The sequence below is a fragment of the Roseicyclus marinus genome (assembly GCF_036322625.1).
Classification (GTDB): Bacteria; Pseudomonadota; Alphaproteobacteria; order Rhodobacterales; family Rhodobacteraceae; genus Roseicyclus; species Roseicyclus marinus_A.
The window spans coordinates 1,866,591-1,887,835 of record NZ_AP027266.1 but is presented as its reverse complement, the minus strand read 5'-3'; the positions used below and the strand labels follow the sequence as shown (position 1 = coordinate 1,887,835).

General features: G+C 67.8%; 15 protein-coding genes. 10 read left to right on the top strand and 5 right to left on the bottom strand.

Going from position 1 to position 21,245, the window contains the following annotated elements; all coding sequences use genetic code 11:
* Positions 1–33 precede the first annotated feature (33 nt).
* Positions 34–786, bottom strand: coding sequence for a DsbA family protein (locus AABA51_RS08870; protein WP_338271400.1), 753 nt, complete (start codon positions 784–786; stop codon positions 34–36).
* 168 nt (positions 787–954) lie between these two features.
* Here AABA51_RS08870 and AABA51_RS08865 point away from each other — a divergent pair, with 168 nt between their 5' ends.
* From AABA51_RS08865 to AABA51_RS08840, 6 genes are all read left to right on the top strand, one after another.
* Entirely contained in the window at positions 955–2,103 is a 1,149-nt protein-coding gene (locus AABA51_RS08865; RefSeq protein WP_338271399.1) for a pyridoxal phosphate-dependent aminotransferase, read from the top strand.
* A gap of 188 nt (positions 2,104–2,291) precedes the next feature.
* Positions 2,292–3,512, top strand: a complete 1,221-nt coding sequence (locus AABA51_RS08860) for an N-acetylmuramoyl-L-alanine amidase (protein WP_338271398.1) — start codon at positions 2,292–2,294, stop codon at positions 3,510–3,512.
* A gap of 191 nt (positions 3,513–3,703) precedes the next feature.
* The gene (locus AABA51_RS08855) at positions 3,704–6,271 is read left to right on the top strand and encodes a penicillin-binding protein 1A (protein WP_338271397.1); all 2,568 of its coding nucleotides are present in this window, start codon (positions 3,704–3,706) and stop codon (positions 6,269–6,271) included.
* A 160-nt stretch (positions 6,272–6,431) separates the two neighbouring features.
* Positions 6,432–7,556 carry a peptide chain release factor 2 gene (gene prfB / locus AABA51_RS08850; RefSeq protein WP_338271396.1) on the top strand — a complete coding sequence of 375 codons (1,125 nt, stop codon included), beginning with the start codon at positions 6,432–6,434 and terminating at the stop codon, positions 7,554–7,556.
* A 188-nt stretch (positions 7,557–7,744) separates the two neighbouring features.
* The gene (locus tag AABA51_RS08845) at positions 7,745–9,133 is read left to right on the top strand and encodes an amidase (RefSeq protein ID WP_338271395.1); all 1,389 of its coding nucleotides are present in this window, start codon (positions 7,745–7,747) and stop codon (positions 9,131–9,133) included.
* Between the two features lie 1,270 nt (positions 9,134–10,403).
* The gene (locus AABA51_RS08840; RefSeq protein ID WP_338271394.1) at positions 10,404–11,198 is read left to right on the top strand and encodes a DUF2189 domain-containing protein; all 795 of its coding nucleotides are present in this window, start codon (positions 10,404–10,406) and stop codon (positions 11,196–11,198) included.
* Positions 11,199–11,273: 75 nt separating this feature from the next.
* Here AABA51_RS08840 and AABA51_RS08835 read toward each other — a convergent pair whose 3' ends face one another.
* The 4 genes from AABA51_RS08835 to AABA51_RS08820 form a co-directional block, all read right to left on the bottom strand.
* Positions 11,274–11,852 carry a bactofilin family protein gene (locus AABA51_RS08835; RefSeq protein WP_338271393.1) on the bottom strand — a complete coding sequence of 193 codons (579 nt, stop codon included), beginning with the start codon at positions 11,850–11,852 and terminating at the stop codon, positions 11,274–11,276.
* Complete coding sequence (locus AABA51_RS08830; protein ID WP_338271392.1) at positions 11,842–13,182, bottom strand: DUF5930 domain-containing protein; 1,341 nt, start codon at positions 13,180–13,182, stop codon at positions 11,842–11,844. Before AABA51_RS08830 ends, AABA51_RS08835 begins: the two co-directional genes overlap by 11 nt.
* Before the next feature lie 180 nt (positions 13,183–13,362).
* Complete coding sequence (locus tag AABA51_RS08825; RefSeq protein ID WP_338276500.1) at positions 13,363–14,178, bottom strand: ferritin-like domain-containing protein; 816 nt, start codon at positions 14,176–14,178, stop codon at positions 13,363–13,365.
* Positions 14,179–14,248: 70 nt separating this feature from the next.
* Positions 14,249–14,710, bottom strand: a complete 462-nt coding sequence (locus AABA51_RS08820; RefSeq protein WP_338271391.1) for a peroxiredoxin — start codon at positions 14,708–14,710, stop codon at positions 14,249–14,251.
* A gap of 127 nt (positions 14,711–14,837) precedes the next feature.
* Here AABA51_RS08820 and AABA51_RS08815 point away from each other — a divergent pair, with 127 nt between their 5' ends.
* The 4 genes from AABA51_RS08815 (at position 14,838) to AABA51_RS08800 (ending at position 21,155) form a co-directional block, all read left to right on the top strand.
* On the top strand, positions 14,838–18,128 hold the full coding sequence (locus AABA51_RS08815) for an AsmA-like C-terminal region-containing protein (protein WP_338271390.1): 3,291 nt from the start codon (positions 14,838–14,840) through the stop codon (positions 18,126–18,128).
* Positions 18,129–19,184 (top strand): tRNA preQ1(34) S-adenosylmethionine ribosyltransferase-isomerase QueA, encoded by a 1,056-nt coding sequence (queA, locus tag AABA51_RS08810; protein WP_338271389.1) that lies wholly within the window; start codon positions 18,129–18,131, stop codon positions 19,182–19,184.
* Between the two features lie 61 nt (positions 19,185–19,245).
* Positions 19,246–20,559: an MFS transporter gene (locus AABA51_RS08805; protein ID WP_338271388.1), complete on the top strand. Its 1,314-nt coding sequence runs from the start codon at positions 19,246–19,248 to the stop codon at positions 20,557–20,559.
* Positions 20,560–20,573: 14 nt separating this feature from the next.
* Positions 20,574–21,155, top strand: coding sequence for a DUF924 family protein (locus AABA51_RS08800; RefSeq protein WP_338271387.1), 582 nt, complete (start codon positions 20,574–20,576; stop codon positions 21,153–21,155).
* Positions 21,156–21,245: the final 90 nt, after the last annotated feature.

The following is a 21,245-nucleotide window of genomic DNA, read 5'->3' as shown; positions in this document are numbered from 1 at the left end:
GGGGTGCCTTTTTCTTTGGCGTTTCGGTGGGGGTCAGTTCGCGGTTTCGCGCAGCAAGGCCACGATGTCCTGCATCCCGTCGAGCGGCACGTAGCCGCGCACCATCTGGTCGCCGAAGACGAAGCTGGGAGTGCCGCTGATGGCCATGCGCTGCGCCAGATCGTGATTGTATTCAATGGTTTGCATCACGAGCGGATCATCCGTCGCGGCAAGGATCGCCGGACCGTCCAGCCCCAGTTCGGCCGCAAGCCCCAAAAGCGCAGGCTCGGTCATGTCGCCGCGCATCTCCATCATGGCGTTGTGCATGTCCATGTAGGCCTCGTCGCCAAGGGCGATCCGGGTCGCGATGGCAAAGCGCGCGGCGAGCAGGGATTGTTCGCCAAGGATCGGGAATTCCTTGATGATCACGCGGATATTTCCATCCAATTCAACAAGATCGGCCACTTCGGGATGGGCACGGCGGCAATAGCCGCAGCGGTAATCCATGAATTCCACGATCACCACATCCGCATCCGGGTTGCCGAAGCTGACATCGAAGGCGGAGTTGAAGAGCGCGTCCATGTTGGCCGCGACCATCATCCCGTCGCGTTCGACCTCGGCCTGGGATTGGCGCTGTTCGAGGACGGCGATTGCCTCCATGAGAACCTCAGGGTTTTCAAGGAGATAGGCCCGAACCTCGGCCCGGAAGGCGGCGCGTTCGGCATCGCTGAGATTGTCGAGATCGGTCGCGGCGGCGGGCAGGGCAAGGCCCGCGGCAAGGCAGAGAGGCAGGAGGTGTTTGAGCACGGGTTCCGTCTTTCGCAAGAGTGTCGCGGCTTTGGTAGCACAGCGCCATGGCCTCGGACCAGTCGGAGTGGCGCGGCATGGTCTCACAGGGGCGTGAGGCGGATGGGCGTTGACGGGCCGCGCGCGGGCTGTTTGAAGGCCGGGGCAGAGGTCCGGAGGTTTCCCACAATGCGCCTGTCCCACCGTAGCGCCGTTGACCCGTTCATCGTCATGGACGTGATGGAGGCCGCGCGTGCGGCTGAAGAAAAAGGGCGTGAAATCATACATATGGAGGTCGGGCAGCCGGGGACGGGGGCGCCACGCGCGGCGCGCGAACGGCTGGCCGCCGAGATGGAAAAGGGGCCGCTTGGATATACCGTCGCACTGGGTCGGCCCGATCTGCGGGCTGCCATCGCGGCGCTTTACGGGGAATGGTACGATCTGGACCTCGACCCCGGTCGGGTGATCCTGACATCGGGCGCGTCGGGGGCGTTTATCCTTGCGTTTTCAGCGCTTTACGATGCGGGCGACAAGGTGGGGCTGGGGGAGCCCTGCTATCCGTCCTATCGGCAGATCCTGACGGCGATGAGCCTTGAGCCGGTGGGGCTCAGGACCGAATTGTCCACGCGATATCAACCGGTTGCGGAGCAATTGAGCGCCGATCTGGCGGGGTTGATCGTGGCGAGCCCGGCCAATCCCACCGGCACGATGCTGGACAAGGCGGCGCTGCAAAGCCTGTCGGATGCTTCAAGAACGCATGGTATATCGCTGATTTCAGACGAAATTTATCACGGGCTGCAGTATGGCGACCGCGCGGTGAGCGCGCTGGAGGTCACCGACGACGTCTATGTGATCAATTCCTTTTCCAAGTATTTCTCGATGACCGGCTGGCGGCTGGGCTGGATGGTCGTGCCGCAAGACCATGTGCGCAGCATCGAGCGTCTGGCGCAGAACCTGTTCATCTGTCCGAGCCATGCGAGCCAGATCGCGGCCTTGGGGGCCATGTCGCCCGAGGGGCGCGCAGAACTGGATGAATATCGCCTGACATATGCCCGGAATCGCGAGGTTTTGTTGCAAGGTCTGGCCGGGATCGGATTGACCGGCGTGGCCCCTGCGGATGGGGCATTCTACGTCTATGTCGATGTGTCGGGGGTGACGCAGGATGCGCTGTCGCTGTCGCGCGAGATCCTCGAGGAGGCCGGGGTCGCGGTCACGCCGGGGCTTGATTTCGACAAGTCGCGGGGGGCCGGGTTCTTGCGGCTGTCCTATGCGCGGGGCACGGCGGAGATCGAGGAGGGCGTCGCGCGGCTGACCCGGTTCTTTGCGGGGCGTGGTTAACCCTTGGTGAAGGGCGCGCGCCGGATCTTGCCGAAAGGTAAAGATCCGCGCGGCTTTCTTGCCAAGGCGTTACGGCAAGAGGGACGTGGTAACGGGCCCTTTACGCTTGGGCGGGATCACGCGGCCCTTGGGTCTCAACTTTCGTTTTGGTAAGATCGCGTCAACCAACATCAACCGGGATGAACCCCGTGATCCGAGCAGTCCTGATCCCGATCCTCGCGGCGCTGGCCGTCTGTACCTTCGGCCTTGGCGCGGCGGCGCAGGGCATGGGGGCGCTTGCGCGCCTCATCGCCGAGGACAGCCGCCTGAGCGCAGAAGAGGGCGGGGTGAGCCTGCAGCTGTCGCTGAGCCAGCCGGTGCCCTTCCGGGTCTTTACGCTGGCCGATCCGGCGCGGGTGGTGGTGGATTTCCGCGAGGTCGCGTTTGGCGATTGGGCGGAGGGTGTGGTCCTGCCCGAGGGTCTGTCGGGAATCGCGGCGGGACCGGCGCGGCAGGCGGGCTGGTCGCGGCTGGTCGTCGACCTGGCGCGGCCCATGGTGCCGGGGACAGCGGCGATGACGGTCGATCCGGCAAGTGGCCGGGCGGAGGTTGTCGTGCGGCTGGTGCGGGCGGACGAGGCCACGTTCCGGGCGCAGGCGGGCGCGCCGCCCGAGGCGGCAGGCCCCGCGCCGGTGATGTCGGAGACGCGCCGGCCCGCATCGGATGGGCCGATCGTGGTGGTGATCGATCCGGGCCATGGCGGGGTCGATCCGGGGGCCGTGCGCGGCGATCACACGGAGGCCGATCTGGTCCTGACCTTCGCGCGGGAATTGCGCGATGCGCTGCGGCGGACGGGACGGGTGGAGGTGGTGCTGACGCGGGAGGCCGATGTCTTTGTGCCGCTGCCGACACGGGTGACCATTGCGCGGGCGGCGGGGGCGGATCTGTTCTTGTCGATCCATGCCGATGCGCTGGCCGAGGGGCGGGCGCAGGGGGCCACGATCTACACCCTGTCCGAGACAGCATCCGATGCGGCCGCCGAAGCCCTGGCCGAGCAGCATGACCGCGCCGACCTTTTGCAGGGTGTCGATCTGCACGGGGCCGATGACGTGGTGGCGGGGGTTCTGATGGACCTTGCCCGGCTGGAGACCGCGCCGCGCGCGGCAGGCTTCGCCGCGACCCTTGTCGAAAGCTTTGCCGCCGCCGATGTGCGGATGCATGCGCAGCCCTGGGGGGAGGCGGGGTTCACCGTGCTGCGGGCGGCCGATATCCCCTCGGCGCTGTTGGAGATCGGGTTCATGTCGGACAGCCGGGACCTGGCCAATATCCTTGATCCCGCATGGCGGGCGGCGATGCAGGGGGCGCTGGTGACGGCGGTTCTGGATTGGGCCGATGCCGATCAGGCGCGCAGGATGCGGGCGCGGCAGTGATCCCCGGAGGCTGTCGCGTTCCGGCGTCGTCCTGCGCCGCTCGTCTACCTTTTGATGGCGCATGTTCCGGGCGCGCAAAACCGGTTTCCACTTTTGCGCAACATGCTTTGGCGGGCGGAAAGCTGCGCATGTGATTTGCCCGGAGGGGCGCGGACAGCTATAGGCTGGGCAACAGGAACGGGCGGCGGTTCATGATCCGATTCATCTTTGGTTTTTTCGGCGCGATCTTTTCGGCGGTGACGCTGGGCGTGATCGCGGTCGCCATCGCGGTGGGCGGCGTCTTGTTCATGTATTCGCGCGATCTGCCCTCGACCGAGGCCTTGTCGACCTACACGCCCGCCACGATCAGCCGCATCTATTCGCGCGAGGGGTTGATCGTGGACGAATTCGCCGCCGAGCGGCGGTTGTTCGTGCCGGCCGAGGATATTCCCGACCTGGTCGCCCATGCCTTTGTCAGCGCGGAGGACCGCAATTTCTACGAGCATGGCGGCTATGACCCGCGCGCCATCGCGGCGGCCTTTTACGAGGCGGTCCAAAGCCGGGGGCGGGATGTGCGGGGGGCCTCGACCATCACGCAGCAGGTGATGAAGAATTTCCTGCTCGACGGGTCGCGCACCATCGAACGCAAGGTGCGCGAGATCATCCTGGCCGCGAGGATCGAGCAGGCCTTGAGCAAGGAGCGTATCCTTGAGCTGTATCTGAACGAGATTTTCCTCGGGCAGAATTCCTATGGTGTGGCCGCCGCCGCCCAGACCTATTTCAACACCAATCTCGAGGATCTGACGCTGGAACAGGCGGCCTATCTGGCCGCGCTGCCGCAGGCGCCGTCGAATTTCCATCCCGTGCGCGACTATGACCGCGCGATCAGCCGCCGCAATTACGTGCTGCGCGAGATGTTCGAGAATGGCTATATCGGCCGCGCCGAGATGGAGGCGGCCATCGCGCTGCCGCTGGAAACGGTGCAGGGCGGCCATATCGAGCCGTTCCGGGGCGCGATCCCGCCGCGCAATTATTTCACCGACGAGATCCGCCGCCAATTGTCGGCGCAATATGGCGAGGACGAGTTCTTTACCGGTGGCTACACGGTGCGGGCCACGATGGACGAGAGCCTGCAGGATGTGGCCGAACGCGCGCTGCGCCGGGCGCTGGAGCGCTATGACCGCAACCTGGGCGTCTGGCGGGGGCCGAGCGACCGGATCGATCCGGAGGAGCTGACCGGGGAGGAGAGCTGGCGCGCGGCGCTGGCGGATGCGCAGATCGCGCGCGACATCGACGGCTGGTTCCCGGCGGTGGTGCTGGAGCTGGGCGCGAGCTCGGCCCGGATCGGGATCGAGGGGGTCGAGGAGGACGAGGACGGCCATTTCATCCCCGCCGAGGATGTGACCTGGGCAAGGCCCTTGCGCGAGGATGGCAGCCGGGGGCCGCAGGCGCGGGTGGCGGGCGATTTGCTGGCGGTGGGTGACGTGGTCCATGTGCGCGCGATGACGCGCGATGGCGACGGCGCATTCCTGCGCTGGACGCTGAGGCAGGTGCCCGAGGTGCAGGGCGGATTCATGGCGATGGATGTGAACACGGGCCGTGTTCTGGCGATGCAGGGCGGATTTTCGTTCCAGCAATCGAGCTTCAACCGCGCGACCCAGGCGACGCGCCAGCCCGGATCCTCCTTCAAGCCCTTTGTCTTCGCCGCGGCGCTCGACAGTGGCTATTCGCCCAACACGATCGTTCTGGATGCGCCCATCGAGGTGGAAACGGGAGAGGGCATCTGGCGTCCGACGAATGCGTCCAACCAGTTCTACGGACCCGCGCCGCTGAGGACCGGGATCGAGATGAGCCGCAACCTGATGACGGTGCGCCTGGCGCAGGATGTGGGGATGGAGACGGTCGCGCGCTATGCCGAGCGGTTCGGGGTCTATGACGACATGCAGCCGTTCCTCGCCAATTCGCTGGGCAGCCAGGAGACGACGCTTTACCGGATGGTCGCGGCCTATGCGATGTTTGCCAATGGCGGCGAAAGGGTGGAGCCGACATTGGTCGACCGGATCCAGGATCGCTGGGGCAACACGGTCTATCGCCATGACCAGAGGAGCTGTCCCGATTGCGAGCTGGCCTCGCTGACGCCGGGATACGGGCCTGCGATCATGTCGAACCGGGAGCGGGTGATCGACCCGATCACGGCCTACCAGATGACCTCCATGATGCAGGGCGTGGTGGACCGGGGCACGGCATCGAGCACGGTGAACCTGCCGGTGCCTGCGGCGGGCAAGACGGGCACGACGAACGAGGCGCGCGACGTGTGGTTCGTGGGCTTCACCTCGACCATCGCGGCGGGCTGCTACATCGGCTACGACCAGCCGCGCCCCCTGGGATCGGGCGCGTCGGGCGGCGGCATGTGCGGGCCGGTCTTCAACGAATTCATGCAAGAGGCCATCGAGGAATACGGCGGCGGGCCGTTCGCCGTGCCCCAGGGCGGGGCCTTCTACCCCATCGACCGCTTTTCCGGCCAGCGCCTGCCGGACGGGGCGCAGGGCAGCGAGGTGGTCTATGAATTGTTCCGCCAGGGCGAGGAGCCCTATTTCGGCGTCCTGTCGATCATCGATGGCGGCTGGGGCATGGGATCGGACCTGCCGCTTTTCGGGCGCGACGATACCGGCGCGGCGCTGGAGGAGGATGGGCAGACGGTGACGACATCGACCGGTGAGGAGGTGCGGGTGCCGTCGCAAACCAGTTTCGGGACGTTGAGTTCGGGCGGGTTGTATTAGGGCGAAGTCTGCGCGCGGGTGGTGCGCCTGAAGGCGCACCCTGCCCATGGGGCGTGGATGTGGTGGTGCGCCCTTCCTGACGGCGTCGGCAGGCAGCCGGACTTGTGGTGCGGGGCGGGGCTGGTATATCACCCGGCAACGAACCGGAAGGGCCCCCGAGATGCGCGCCGAGACGCAAGCCAATATCGAGAAGATCCGCAAATCCCTGACCCTGTTGGGGCAGCGCCTGGGGCTGGATACGGCGCAGCACCGGCTGGAGGAATTCAACGCCCGGGTCGAGGACCCGAGCCTGTGGAACGATCCCGCCCGCGCGCAGAAGCTGATGCGCGACCGGCAGGCGCTGGTCGACAAGCTGGGCACCTACGAGGCGATCAAGGCGGGGCTTTCGGACAATGTCGAGCTGATCGAGCTGGGCGAGGCGGAGGATGATGCCGAGGTGGTGGCCGAGGCCGAAGCCGCACTCGCCGAGCTGGTCGCCAAGGCCGCGCAGAAGGAGCTGGAGGCGCTTCTGGATGGCGAGGCCGATGGCAACGATGCCTTCCTCGAGATCAACGCAGGCGCGGGCGGCACGGAGGCCTGCGACTGGGCGCAGATGCTGAGCCGGATGTATGTCCGCTGGGCCGAGGCGCATGGCTACGAGGTGGATCAGCAGGACATGAGCCCCGGCACGGAAGCGGGGATCAAGTCGGTCGTGTTCCAGATCACCGGGCCCAATGCCTATGGCTGGCTGAAATCGGAATCGGGCGTGCATCGGCTGGTCCGCATCAGCCCCTTCGGCAAGGGCACGCGCGAGACGAGTTTCGCCTCTGTCTGGGTCTATCCGGTGGTCGATGACAATATCGAGATCGAGGTGAATGCGAGCGATATCCGCATCGACACCTATCGGTCCTCGGGCGCGGGCGGCCAGCATGTGAACACCACCGATTCCGCCGTCCGGATCACCCACCTGCCCACAGGCATCGTGGTGACGAGTTCCGAGAAATCGCAGCACCAGAACCGCGATATCGCGATGAAGGCGCTGAAATCGCGGCTTTACCAGATGGAGCTCGACCGGCGCAACGCGGCCATCAACGAGGCCCATGAGAACAAGGGCGATGCGGGCTGGGGCAACCAGATCCGGTCCTATGTGCTGCAGCCCTACCAGATGGTGAAGGATCTGCGCACGGGCTACGAGACGAGCGATACGGGCGGGGTGCTGGACGGCGATCTGGACGGGTTGATGGCGAGCGTTCTGGCGATGGATGTGTCGGGCAAGAGCCGGGCGGATGCGCGGGCGAGCGAGTGAGCCCGTGGGGCCGGGGGGGCGCTGATCGGGCTGTCGGCATGTCGAGAGGGCGGGAGCCTCCCCTCTCGGCGGCAGAGCCGCCTGTCGGGCAGTGGGCGGGAGTTTTTCGGCCAAGATGAAGGGGGCGGGAGCCACTTTCCTCGGCCGTGAGCGGGCGTGTTTTGGTCAGGTCGAGGGGAGGCTGTGCGATGGCGGGGGAGCTGTGGCATCTGGGGGCGCGGACGCTGTCGGGGCGGATCGCGCGGCGGGAGATCTCGCCCGTCGAGGTGATGCGCGAGGTGCTGGCGCGGATCGATGCGGTGAATGGCGGGGTGAATGCCATCGTGTCCTTGCGCGACCGGGAGGCGCTGATGGGCGAGGCGCGGCTGGCCGAAGCCATGCCGCCCGAGGGCTGGCTGCATGGCGTGCCGGTGGCGATCAAGGACCTGGTGGATGTGCGGGGGCTGCGCTCGACGCGGGGGTCCTCGATCTGGAAGGATCATGTGCCCAAGGCCGATGACGGGTTGGCGCGGCGGCTGAGGGCTGCGGGGGCCATCGTGATCGGCAAGACCAATGTGCCGGCCTTTGGCCTGGGCTCGCAAACGGTGAACCCGGTTTTCGGGGCGACACGCAACGCCTATGACCCGGCGCTGTCGGCGGGGGGATCTTCGGGCGGGGCGGCGGTGGCGCTCGCCATGCGGATGCTGCCGGTGGCCGATGGGTCGGACATGATGGGCAGCCTGCGCAACCCGGCGGCCTGGAACAATGTCTACGGGTTCCGCCCCACGGCGGGGTTGGTGCCGGGCGAGCCGCGCGAGAGCGTGGTGCAGCACCGGCTGTCGACCGACGGACCGATGGCGCGCGATATCGGGGACCTGGAGGCGCTTTTGGCCACGCTGTCGGATGGGGCCTATCGGCCCGGATCGGGCAAGCGGCCAGGTCGCCCGCGCATCGGCTGGCTGGGCGATTGGGGCGGGGCCTATGCGATGGAGCAGGGCATCCTTGCGCAATCGGAGGTGGCGCTGGCGGTGATGGAGGATCTGGGCTGGGCGGTGGAACCTGTCGCGCCGCCCTATCCGGCGGAGGCCTTGTGGGAGGCCTGGATCATTCTGCGGCAATTCGCGGTGGCGATGAATCTCGGGGCCCATTGGCGGGACGAGGGCCAGCAGGCGCTGTTGCCCGCGCAGGCGAAATGGGAAATCACCCATGGCTTTGCGCGCAAGGTGGCGGAGGTGGAATGGGCCGCCGAGACACGGGCGGCCTGGATCGCGGCGGCGCGGGAGATGTTCGGGCGCTTCGACGCGGTGGTGCTGCCCGCGACGCAGGTCTGGCCCTTTGCGGTGGAGGCGCGGTTTCCGGAAGCGATCGGGGATCGGGCGATGGATACCTATCACCGCTGGATGGAGGTGGTGGTGCCCGCAAGCCTTGCCGGTCTGCCCGCGCTGGCGCTGCCTGCGGGATTCGGGGCGGGGGGCCTGCCTGCAGGGGTGCAGATGATCGGGGCTGCGGGCAGCGATGCGATGCTCATGGCGCTGGGGCGGGCCTATCACGAGGCGACCGATTGGCCGGGGTCCCGCCCGCCGCCGGGGGTGGTCTGAGGGGGCGTGCGCTGTCGGGTGTGGGGGATTGCCTGCGCCCCGGCGTGGTCTGAGGGAGGGCTGCCCACTGACGGTGAGCGGTGTTGGCCCATGGCTTGGTGTGGCTTGGTGAGGCTTGACGGGTTCGGGCCGAGGGCGCGGAAGGATGGTCGCGCTCTGGCGTCCGCCGTCTGAGGGCGCGGTTCGAGGCGTCGCGTGTCTGTAGGTGTGGTCTACGCGGTGCCCTCTGCCGTCGAAGCGGGAAGGTCGCGTGCACAGGCGCAGCATGAAGGGCGCGCCCCGAGAGGCGCGGCATGAGCGGTGCGTGCTGGGTTTTGGGCTCTGGGATCGCCTGCCCCGGCTCAAGGGGGGGGTGCGCCCGCCCACGGGCGCGATCTGAGGCTTGCTTGCCCACCGGCGCGGCGTGGTGGTTGCCCTCCGTCGGGGCAGAGCGAGGGGGGTCCCCCAAGGGCGCGGCGTGGGGGGGCGCACCATGGGGGCGGACGGTGATTTTCCTTCGTCAAGGGCAGGGTGATTGGGTCCTGTTGGGGTGCGGAGTTGGGGGCCGCTTGCCCATATGCGTGGGCCGGGGTGGTCGCGTGGTGCCGGAGGGGCGCGGAGGGGTCCGGGCCGAGAGCGCGGGGGATGGTCGCCTGCCTCTGGGTGCGGGGGCGGGTCCGTCATTTATGAGTGTGCTGTGAGGGAGGGCAGGGTTCAGGCGTGAGGGATGCTGGCGGCTTTGGGAGGGGAGAGGCGTTTCCGCCGCCGTGTTCGGGGGGATGGTCGCCTGCCTATGGGTGCGGGGGCGGGTCCGTCATCTACGCGTGCGGCGTGTGGGAGGGCAGGGTTCAGGCGTGAGAGTTGCTGGCGGCTTTGGGCGGAGAGAGGCGTTCTCACCGCCGGGCGCGGGGGGGATGGTCGCCTGCTCATGGGTGCGAAGGGATGGTCGCCCGCTTCCGTGTTCGGGGGGATGGTCGCCTGCCTATGGGGGCTGGGGGCTTTCTCCCGGGGGGGCAGGGTGAGGGGAGCGCCGGGGGCGCGGCTTGGGGTGTTGTCTGCCCATGGGTATGATCTTTGGGTGCAGCCCGGCGACGTGGCGGGAGGGGCGCTCCCGAATGGCGGGGCGGGCGTGGTGCGCGCGCAGGCTGGCGTTTCAGGGGTGTCCACAGTGGTTAGCGGAGGGAGGGGGCCTGCCCCGGGGGCGACGCGAGGGGGGTGCCAAGGCTCTTGGCGGGGAACGGGGGGCTGGGCTAGGCTTTGCGCATCAGCGCGCGGGCTGGGAGGGCCGGGCATGAGCGAGACGGCAGAATTTCCGGTGGCACCCTCCAAGGTGCCCGCGGTGCGGCGGATGGGCTATGGCGACATCGGCGCGGCGTTGGCGGCGGGGGCAAGGGATTTCCGGGCCAAGCCGATGATGGGCCTGTTTTTCTCGCATGTCTATGTCGTGGGCGGCTGGCTTTTGTACCTGTTTCTCGTCGTCACCGAGCAGGTCTGGTGGGCGATCCCGATCACGGTGGGCTTTCCGCTTTTGGGCCCTTTCCTGGCGGTGGGGCTCTACGAAGTGTCGCGGCGGCTGGAGGCGGGGCAGCGGGAGTGGCGGCGCAATGACATTTTCGGCGTGATCTGGCGCCAGAGGCTTCGGCAATTGCCGAGCATGGCCTGGGTGATCATCGTCTATTTCCTGTTCTGGTCGTTTTTCGCGCATATGCTGTTTGCGCTGTTTCTCGGGCCATCGGCCCTGATGAACGTGACCTCGTCCTATGCCTATCTGTTGCAGCGCGAGGGGGTGATGATGCTCCTGGTGGGCACGGGGTTCGGGGCGGTGTTCGCTTTCGTGCTGTTTTGCCTGACGGTCGTGTCCTTGCCGCTGTTGCTGGACAAGGAGCTGGATTTCGTCACGGCGATGCTGACCTCGATCGCGGTGGTGCGGGCGAACCCGGGCGTGATGCTGGCCTGGGGGATGACGATCGCGGGGCTGACCTTCCTTGGCATGGTGCCGGGATTGCTGGGGCTGTTCGTGGTCTTGCCGATCCTCGGCCATGCGACATGGCATATCTATCGCCGGGCGCTGGTGTCGCAGGATTGAGCGGGACATGAAAAAGCCGGGCGCAGGGGCCCGGCTTTGATGATCTTGTGGGACAAAGACCCGGATCGCGTGGGATCAGGAGCTTTTGACCTCGGAGCCCGGCGCGGGGCCGGCGGCCGCGGGGCGCGGCACGGCGGGCGCAGGTGCCGAGGGCGCGCGGGGGGGCATGCCGCCCGAGCTGGAGCCGGTGGCGAGCGGGTCTTCGGCGCGCTGCACCGAGCCTTCGAAATGGGCGCCGGATTCGATGGCGATCGTCTTGTGGATGATGTCGCCCTCGACGCGGGCGGTGGAGGTCAGGCGGACCTTGAGGCCGCGCACCTTGCCCACGACGCGGCCGGTGACGACGATGTCGTCGGCCACGATTTCGCCCTCGATATTGGCGGTTTCGCCGACTGTCAGGAGATGGGCGCGGATGTCGCCCTGAACCGTTCCCTCGACCTGGATGTCACCGGTGGTGCGCAGGTTGCCCGTCACCGTCAGATCGGAGCTGAGCACCGACGGGGAGGGTTTGGATTTGGGGGACGAAGAGGGGGTGGTCGTCATGTCTGCTCCCGCTTTGGGGCTGGATTTCGGGTCTGTCGAGCTTGCGGCGGCACCGGTGTCGGCACCAGAGGACTTCGGCCCGGGTTCATTGATCTTGGATTTAGAAAACATCGCGTCCTGCCGTGATGAAAGTCATCGGGTTCACCGGATTGCCATTGCGCCGCACCTCGTAGTGCAGATGGGTGCCGGTACACCGCCCGGTGCAGCCCATATCACCGATGTGTTCCCCGCGCGAGACCCTTTCGCCCCGCGAGACGTGCAGCCGGGTCATGTGGGCGTAGCGCGTGGTGATGCCGAAGCCGTGGTCGATCTCGACCATCAGGCCGTAACCGCTTTGCCGGCCAGCGAAAACCACCGTTCCATCGCCGCCCGCGACGATGTTGGTGCCGCGCGCGCCGGCGAAATCGATACCGGCGTGAAGCCGCCGACCGCCGTTGAAGGGATCGGTGCGGTAGCCGAAGCCCGAGGTGTTGCGATAGGTGCCGCGCACCGGGATGGAGAAGGGCAGACGCTCGGCCGCGATGCGGTGCAGGTTCATCTGGTCCAGCGCGGAGAGAAGCTCGTTGGCGCGCAGCGAGAGCGCGTCGGGTTCCTCGCCCCGGGTCGAGACGGCGATGGGCATGAGCGGGCCGCCCTGGCCGGAATAGGTGGCGCGCACCTGTCCGATGAGCGTGTCGGTCGAGATGCCCGAGGCGGACAGCATGCGGTCGAGCGGTTCCATCGACATGGCCACCGCATCTTCGAGTTGGCGGAAGACGCGTTCTTGCCGTTCGTTGTCGAGCGCGGCCTGAAAGCGGAGGCGGTCGATTTCGGCGGCGGCCTCGGCCACGAGGGTTTCGGAGCCGTCGCGCTGTTCGGCGGTCGCTTCGAGCGCTGCGGCGAGACGGTCGACGGCGCGGGTCAGTTCGGCCTCGCGGGCGGCGGCGGTCTGGGCGCTGCCGGTATCGGCGGCAAGCTCGGTGCTGAGGGCCGCAACCTCGGCGCGGGCGGCATCGCGTTCGTCGATGGTGCGGCGCAGGGTGGACTGGATCACGTCGACGGCGGTTTCAAGCTCGCGGCGGCGTTCCTCGCTGTCGAGCAGGCGCACCTGCATCGCCGCGACCTGGTTCATCGCGACCGAAAACCGTTCCTGCGCCTGCAGGGCTTCGGTGGTGCGGGTGTCGACCTGATCGGCCAAGGCATTCAGGCGGGTCTGGAACATGACCTGTTCGCGCTGCGCCTGGTCGCGCCCGTTGCCCGCCGAGATCACGTCGATCAGGAAGATCGAGGTGACGATCACGGTCCAGGCCACGAAGGCGGAGGAGCCCAGAAAGATCGCCGCCTGTGTCACGGGCCGGAGCCGGACGAAGCGGGTTCCGTCATCGGATTTGAGAAACAACCGCTGCTCGGGCAGGCGGCGTTCAAGGCTGGCGTTCAACCGACCGATCAATCGTGAAAGCACGTGTCTTGCCCCATGTTCCCCCCTTTTATCTTGAACCGTGCCGGGTTTGCCCCGGTCGGATGCGGTTCCCCACGGGGGATAGCGGGGACCGTCCTTGGTCTCAACACAGTATCGCCAAGGGTGCGGGAAAGCACCGAAAAATGGCCCGGACAGGCGGAAATCCGCCGATTCGCGCAGGCGTCAATCGGCGAGCGGCCAGTAGAAATCGGGGGGAAGGCCCGCTTCGGCGCGTTTTTCCTCGTTGAAGGGCGGCTTGAGCGCGCCGTGGAAATAGCGCCGGACAAGGCCGTGGAATGCTTCCTTGGGGTCGAGTTCGTGGCGGCCGCACAGGAAGTGGAACCACTTGGAGCCATAGGCCACGTGATGGACCTCTTCGGAGTAGATCACCTCGAGCGCTGCGACGGCACCTGCGGCGGTCGGATCGTCCTTGGCGCGGCGGAAGATGTCGATCATGCCGGGCGTCACGTCGAGGCCGCGCGCCTCGAGCACCATGGGCACGACGGCAAGGCGGCCCATCAGGTCATGGGCCGTATCCTCGGCGGCGCGCCACATGTTGGCATGGGCCGCAAGCGCGCCATAGGCGCTGCCCATCGCCTCGAGGCAATCGGCCATCAGGTTGAAATGCTTGGATTCCTCATCCGCCGCCTTGACCCAGTCGTCATAGAAGCCCGCAGGCATGGGCGTGTCGGTGAAGCGGGCGATGATGTCCCAGTGCAGGTCGACGGCGTTGAGTTCGATATGGGCGACGGCGTGCAGAAGCGCCTTGCGCCCCTCGGGCGTGCCGGGGCGGCGGCGGGGCACGTCGCGGGGATCGAGGAGATCGGGTTTCGCGGGCCGGGACGGGCGGAGCGGCGGGGATGCGTGGCCCACGGGCGATGTTTCGCCTGCGGCGCGGGCCGCTTGCCACTGGGCCGCAAAGCGGCGCGAGAGCGCGGTTTTCTCGCGGGCATCGGCGGTGGTCAGGACGGCTTCGGCCATCTGCGCAAGGGGGAGCATGTCGGTCATGGGCGACGACATGCGCGGCCTGCGCCCCGCCGTCAAGCAGGGCGCGCGGCTGGCGTAAGGCTCAGAGCGCCTTGACGGCGGCCAGAACCTCTTGGGCGTGGCCGGGAACCTTGACCTTGGGCCATGCGGCGCGGATCGTGCCGGTGCCGTCCACGAGGAAGGTCGACCGTTCGATCCCCATGTAGGTCTTGCCATACATGGATTTCTCGACCCAGACGCCATAGCGTTCGCAGGTGTCGCTGGTCTCGTCCGAGGCGAGGATCACGCCCAACCCGTGCTTGGCGACGAATTTGTCATGCTTGGCGGCGCTGTCCTTGGAGATGCCGATGACGACGGCGCCTGCGGCTTCGAATTCGGCGGCCAGTTCGGTGAAGGCGATGGCTTCCTTGGTGCAGCCGGGGGTGTCGTCCTTGGGGTAGAAATAGACCACGACGGATTTGGGGCGCAGCGCCGACAGCGTGATCTCGCCGCCGCCATCGCGGGGCAGGGTGAAGTCGGGGGCGGCGGAGCCGATCTGGGTCATGGGAACCTCTGGTCTTGGCGGTAACGTCATTTCGGCGCAGCAACGCCGGGTGGTTTGCAAGCTAGGCGGATTGCGGCGAAGATAAAGGCCGGGCGGAGCGGAAGACACAAACAGGCACGGGCGCGTCATGGGCAGGGCGGATCACGATCAGGCGGAAGCGGGCCAAGGCCCGGCCCGGCGGCGGCGCTGGCCGCGTGCCGTGCTGTGGCTTGCCCTGTGCCTTGTGCTGGCGGGGCCGGTGGCGTTGGGGGGGATCTGGCTGCGGCTGGGGCTGTCACCGCTCCGGCTGCCCGATGCGGTGACGGCCGAGGTCGCGGCGCGGCTGGACGCGGCGATGACGGCCAATGGCGTGACGCTGGAGGCGATCGAGCTGGCGCGCCACGAGCCGGGGCGGCTGGACCTGCGGCTTGTGGGCATAAGGCTGACCGACAGGGACCGCGACGGCGCGCTGCGCGCGGCCTTTCCCGAGGTCACGGCCACCTTGTCGACGGCGGCGCTGGTTCGGGGGCGGCTGCATCCGGTGGGGGTGAGCCTGTCGGATGCGGGGCTGCGGCTGAGCCGGGATGCGGAGGGGCGGATCGATCTGGCGCTGATGGCGGGCGAGGGGGCGGAGGCCATCGCGCTGTCCGAGACGCTGGCGCGGCTGGACCGGATGTTTGCAAGCCCCGTCTTTGCCGATCTGGAAGGGGTCAAGGCGACGGGTCTGACGCTGGACATGGCCGATGCGATGACGGGCCAGATCCTGCGGGTGCGCGAGGCGCGGATGCAGCTTGACCGGACGGAGGCGGGGCTGACCGTGACGCTGGGCGGCGCGCTGGAGGGGAGCCGGGATGCGACGCTCGACATCGCCCTGTCGCGGATCAGCGCATCCGGCCAGACGGATGTCGCCATCGTCTTTGACAATCTGGCGGCACGGGATGTGGCGACGGTGGGGCCGGCGCTGGCCTGGCTTGACCTGATGCGCGCGCCGATCTCGGGGCAGATCGGCGGGGTTCTGGGCGATGACGGGAGCCTTGGCGATCTGCGGGCGCAGCTGGAGATCGGGCCGGGGCAGGTGCGCCCGGCGGATGGGGCGCTGCCGCTGCCCTTTGACCGGATGGCGAGCACGATCCGCTACGAGGCGGCGACCCGGCGGGTCTGGTTCGACAGCCTGTCGCTGGAGGCGCCCGGTCTGAGCCTCGAGGCGGAGGGGCAGGCCGATGCGGCCCCCGACGGGACAAGCTACACAGCGCAGTTCCGCCTGCGCGACATTCGCGCGGCGCTGCCCGAGCTTTACCCGCAGGGATTGGCGCTGGACCGGGCCATGGTCGATCTGCGGCTGGCGCTGGCACCTGCGCTGCGCGTGGAGATCGGGCAGGCGGTGATCGAGGATGGGGATCTGCGCCTGTCGGCGCGGGGCGAGGTTCTGGCGGTCGAGGGCGGTGTGGAGGTGGCACTCGATGCGCATCTGCCGGGGGGCGGTGTGCGCGAGATCCTGCCCTATTGGCCCGAGGCGCTGGCCGGGCGCACGCGGGGCTGGATCGAGGAGCGGCTGTTGGATGGGCAGGTGAGCGGCGTCGATGTCGCGCTGCGCGCGCGGCCCGGTGCCATGCCCGATTACGAGATGAGCCTTGATTTCGAGGGCGTGCGGTTGCTGGCCCTGCCCGAGATGCCACCCATAGAGGGGGGCGCGGGATATCTGCGGCTGAGGGGGGCGGAGTTCGTCTTGCGGCTGGACGAGGGGCAGATGTGGCGCGAGGGCGGTCTGGCGGTGGCGCTGGACGGGTCGCGGATGCACATCGCCGATACGCGCCAGCGCGGGGCGGAGGCGGTGTTCGACCTGTCGCTGGCGGGCGAGTTGCAGGACCTGCTGTCGATCCTGACGCGCCCGCCGGTCCGGCTGTTCCAGAACGGCACGATGACGCCCGAGCGGATCGGGACAGGCGGCGTGGTGGCCGAGGCGCGGATCGAGACGCGGCTGATGCGGCAAGAGGGCTTGGGCGACACGCGCTTTGCGGTCCGTGCGGAGGTGGGCGGTCTGGTCTCGGACGGATTGGTGCCGGGGCGGCGGTTGAGCGCGGAGCGGCTGGCGGTGACGGTCGACCCGGAGGGGATCGTGGTGTCGGGCGCGGCGGAATTCGACGGTGTGCCGCTCAATGGGCGTTGGACGCGCGCGCTCGGGCCGGGGGCGGAGGCCGTGAGCCGGGTCGAGGCGCGCGCGATGCTGTCGCGGGCGCGGCTGGCGGCGCTGGGTCTTGATCTGCCCGAATGGATGCTGCGCGGCGAGGCGGAGGCCGGGATCGACCTGAGCCTGCCCGATGGCGCGGCCCCGGTTCTGCGGGTGACATCCGATCTGGAGGGGATGGGATTGGCGCTGCCGCCCCTTGGCTGGCGGCTGGAGCCGGGCGCGCGGGGTGTGTTGGAGGCGGAGCTGCGGCTGGGGGATGATCCGGCGGTGACGCGGCTGGTGCTGCAGGGGGCGGGGCTGGACCTGTCGGGGCGCGTGGTTCTGGCGGAGGGCGGCGGGTTCGACAGGCTGGAGGCGCAAAGGTTCGCCTTGGGCGATTGGGTCGACGTGACGGGGGCCGTGATCGGACAGGGGGCGGGGCGGCCTGTCGCGATCCGGGTCGACGGGGGGCGGATGGACCTGCGCGGCGCGCCGCAAGGCGGCGGGGCGGCACCGGGGTCTGGCGGCGGGCCGATCACGGCGCGGCTGGACCGGTTGCAGGTGAGCGCGGGGATCGCCCTGACGGGCGTGTCGGCCGATCTGACGAGCGAGGGCGGTTTGTCGGGGCAATTCGCGGGCCAGGTGAACGGGCAGGCCCCCATCACGGGCACGCTGGTGGCGACGGAAACGGGGCCTGCCGTGCGCATCCGGGCCGAGGATGGCGGCGCGGTGCTGCGCGCGGCGGAGGTATTTCGCAGCGCCCATGGCGGGGCGATGGAGCTGGTGTTGCAGGCGACGGGGGCGACGGGCACCTATGACGGGACCCTGTCGATCGCGAGCCCGCGCCTGCGCAATGCGCCGGTGATGGCGGAGCTGTTGAACCTGATCTCGGTCGTGGGGTTGCTCGAGCAATTGAGCGGGGAGGGGATCAACCTCGGCGAGGTCGATGCGCGGTTCCGGCTGACGCCTGCGCAGGTGATCCTGAGCCAGGGCACGGCGGTCGGCCCGTCGCTGGGCCTGTCGATGGACGGGACCTATGACCTGGCGCGGCGCAGCCTGGAGATGCAGGGCGTCGTATCGCCGCTTTACGTGGTCAACGGATTGATCGGGGCCATTTTCGCCCCGAGGCGCGAGGGGCTGTTCGGGTTTTCCTACCGGTTGACGGGGCAGGCGGAAAACCCGCAGGTCTTCGTCAACCCGTTGTCGATTCTGACGCCCGGCGTGTTCCGCGACATCTTTCGCAGCCCGCCGCCCGATTTGAGTGGGAATTGAATGAAGCTTGATGATTTCGATTTCGATCTGCCCGAGCGGCTGATCGCGACCCGGCCTGCGCGGCCGAGGTCTTCGGCCCGGCTGCTGTTGGCGGAAGGCGCGATGACGCAGGACCGGCATGTGTTCGACCTGCCTAATATCCTGCGCCCCGGCGACCGGTTGATCCTGAACGATACCCGCGTGATCCCCGCGCGGCTGACCGGCCACAGGACGCGCCAGAGCGCGCAGGGGGCGGTGACGGCCAGGATCGAGGTCACGCTGATGGAGCCGCAGGCCGATGGCACATGGTCGGCGCTGGCCAAGCCGATGCGCAAGTTGGCCTTGGGCGAGACCATCGTCTTTTCCGACGCGCTGTCGGCGGAGGTTGCGGCGCTGGAGGGGGGATTGCGGTTGCGGTTCAACCTGATGGGCGAGGATTTCGACGCGGCGCTGAACGCATCGGGTGCGATGCCGCTGCCGCCCTATATCGCGGGCAAGCGCGCGCCCGACGAGCGCGACCGGGAGGATTACCAGACGATCTGGGCCAAGCGCGCGGGCGCGGTGGCGGCCCCCACGGCATCGCTGCATTTCGACGAGGCGCTGATCGCGGCGCTGGGGGCGGCGGGGGTCCAGTTCACCTTTGTCACGCTGCATGTGGGGGCGGGGACATTCCTGCCCGTGACGGTCGAGGATGTGACCACCCACAAGATGCATGCCGAATGGGGCGAGGTGCGCGTGCAGGCGGCCGAAGAGATCAACGCGACGAGGGCTGCGGGGGGGCGGATCATTCCGGTGGGCACCACGGCGCTGCGCCTGATCGAGAGCGCGGCGGATGAGGATGGCACGATGCGCGCCTATGAGGGGGAAACCGACATCTTCATTTATCCCGGCTACAGGTTCCGGGTGACGGATGGGTTGATGACCAATTTCCACCTGCCCAAATCGACGCTGATGATGCTGGTTTCCGCCCTGATGGGGGCGGAGCGCATCCGCGAGATCTATGCCCATGCGGTTGCGGAAAACTACCGGTTCTTTTCCTATGGTGACGCGTCCTTGCTTATTCCGTCGCAGGCGTGACAGACCGGGGGGGGCCCCCGCCTGATCGTGATCGGGCCAGACAAGCGAAAGGCCAGACGACATGATCCACGTTATCCGCAGCTCCTGGCCGCTGCTTTTGGGCATGTTCCTGTTGCAGATCGGCAATGGCGTGCAGGGCTCGATGATGGGGGTGCGCGGCGCGATCGAGGGGTTTTCGACCTTTCAGATCTCGCTCATCGCCTCGGCCTATTTCGTGGGATTCCTGGGCGGATCGCGATTCGCGCCGGTCTTTATCGCCAAGGTGGGGCATGTGCGGGTCTTTGCGGCGCTGGGCTCGCTCATTTCGGCGACGCTGATTTCCTATCCGGTTCTGACCGATCCCTATGCCTGGATGGTGTTGCGCGTGGTCCTGGGGTTCAGCCTGTCGGGGGTCTATGTGACCGCCGAAAGCTGGCTCAACGATGCCTCGACCAACGAGACGCGGGGGCAATCGCTGTCGGCCTATGTTCTGTGCCAGATGGTGGGGCTGGTGGCGGGGCAGGCGATCTTGTCGGCGGGGGATCCGAGCGGGTGGCTGTTGTTCGTCATCCCCTCGATCCTAGTGTCGCTGAGTTTCGCGCCGATCCTGTTGTCGGTGCAGCCCGCCCCAGCCTTTGACACGACGCGGCCCATGAGCCTGCGCCAGCTTTACCGATCATCCCCCTTTGGGGTGGTGGGGATGTGCCTGATGGGCGGGGTCTATGCGGGGCAGTTCGGGATGGCGGCGGTCTATGCCACGGAGGCCGGCCTGAGCCTGCAGCAGCTCGCGGCCTTTGCCTCGACCATCTTCATCGGCGGGATCATCTTGCAATATCCGATCGGCTGGCTGTCGGACCGGATGGACCGGCGGGTGCTGATCGTGGGCTCGGCGGCGCTGGCAGGTGTGGTCTGTCTCGTGGGGTTGTTCTTTGGGCATATCTACCCGGTGCTGATCGCGGTGGGGGTGTTGTCGGGGGGGCTGTCGCAGCCGCTTTACGCGCTGCTCATCGCCTATACGAACGACTACCTAGAGCCGCAGGAGATGCCCGCCGCCTCGGGCGGTTTGTTGTTCGTCAATGGTCTGGGTGCCATTGCCGGGCCGCCGGTCGTGGGTCTGGTGATGGGGCAGATCGGGCCGCAGGGCTTTTGGCTGGTTCTGGCCGCGATCCTGTTTGCGACATCGCTTTACGGTCTGTGGCGGATGACGCAGCGCCCGTCGGCCTATGCCGCCGAGGAAGACAGCTATGACGCCGTGCCCTATGCGAACCTGTTGCCCGGTGCGGCATCGCCTGTTGCGGTGGAGGCCGCGCAGGAGTTGTATGTGGAGGCGGCCGAGACCATGGCCGAGGAACAGCAGCAAGATGCGGACGAGGAGCCCCTGGCCCCGCGCCCGTGACGATTGGGGGCGCGATGCTCAAGACGACACCGAACCGCGCGGGCGAGGTCCTGACCTTCTGGGAGGAGGCGGGGCCGGAGATGTGGTACAAGCAGGACGACGGGTTCGACCGCACCATCCGCGACCGGTTCGGGGCGCTGTGGGACGCTGCCGCCGAAGGGGCCTGTGACGGCTGGGCGGCGGGGCCGAGGGGGGCGCTGGCGCTGCTCATCTTGCTCGATCAATTCCCGCGCAACATGTTCCGGCAAAGCCCGCGCGCCTTTGCCACCGATGGGCGGGCGCTCAGGATGGCGGATATGGCGCTGGGGCAGGGATGGGACCTGCGGATCCTTCCGCCGCTGCGGCAATTCTTCTACCTGCCCTTCATGCATTCCGAGCAATTGACGCATCAGGACCGGAGCGTGCGCCTGTTCAAGGCGCGGATGGAGGAGGGGGGCAACCTGCTGCATGCGCGCGCGCATCGCGAGGTGATCCGCCGCTATGGGCGCTTTCCCTATCGCAACGCCGCGCTGGGCCGGGTGTCGCGCCCGGAGGAGGAGGCGTTTCTGGCGGACGGCGGCTACGGGGCCATCGTGCGGGAGCTGGAGGGCGCCTGAGCTGGGCGGGAAAACCCGGGTTTTCCCGCCCGAAAAACCCGGGTTTTTCGGGCCCTTTGTCGTGCCGAGCCTTGCACGGGATGCAAACCT

Bases quoted from the DNA above. Each gene is read 5' to 3' on its own strand.
- AABA51_RS08865 (WP_338271399.1), top strand. From the start codon at position 955: ATGCGCCTGTCCCACCGTAGCGCCGTTGACCCGTTCATCGTCATGGAC.
- AABA51_RS08855 (WP_338271397.1), top strand. From the start codon at position 3,704: ATGATCCGATTCATCTTTGGTTTTTTCGGCGCGATCTTTTCGGCGGTG.
- prfB (WP_338271396.1), top strand. From the start codon at position 6,432: ATGCGCGCCGAGACGCAAGCCAATATCGAGAAGATCCGCAAATCCCTG.
- AABA51_RS08845 (WP_338271395.1), top strand. From the start codon at position 7,745: ATGGCGGGGGAGCTGTGGCATCTGGGGGCGCGGACGCTGTCGGGGCGG.
- AABA51_RS08840 (WP_338271394.1), top strand. From the start codon at position 10,404: ATGAGCGAGACGGCAGAATTTCCGGTGGCACCCTCCAAGGTGCCCGCG.
- AABA51_RS08835 (WP_338271393.1), bottom strand. From the start codon at position 11,852: ATGTTTTCTAAATCCAAGATCAATGAACCCGGGCCGAAGTCCTCTGGT.
- AABA51_RS08825 (WP_338276500.1), bottom strand. From the start codon at position 14,178: ATGCTCCCCCTTGCGCAGATGGCCGAAGCCGTCCTGACCACCGCCGAT.
- AABA51_RS08820 (WP_338271391.1), bottom strand. From the start codon at position 14,710: ATGACCCAGATCGGCTCCGCCGCCCCCGACTTCACCCTGCCCCGCGAT.
- AABA51_RS08815 (WP_338271390.1), top strand. From the start codon at position 14,838: ATGGGCAGGGCGGATCACGATCAGGCGGAAGCGGGCCAAGGCCCGGCC.
- queA (WP_338271389.1), top strand. From the start codon at position 18,129: ATGAAGCTTGATGATTTCGATTTCGATCTGCCCGAGCGGCTGATCGCG.
- AABA51_RS08805 (WP_338271388.1), top strand. From the start codon at position 19,246: ATGATCCACGTTATCCGCAGCTCCTGGCCGCTGCTTTTGGGCATGTTC.
- AABA51_RS08800 (WP_338271387.1), top strand. From the start codon at position 20,574: ATGCTCAAGACGACACCGAACCGCGCGGGCGAGGTCCTGACCTTCTGG.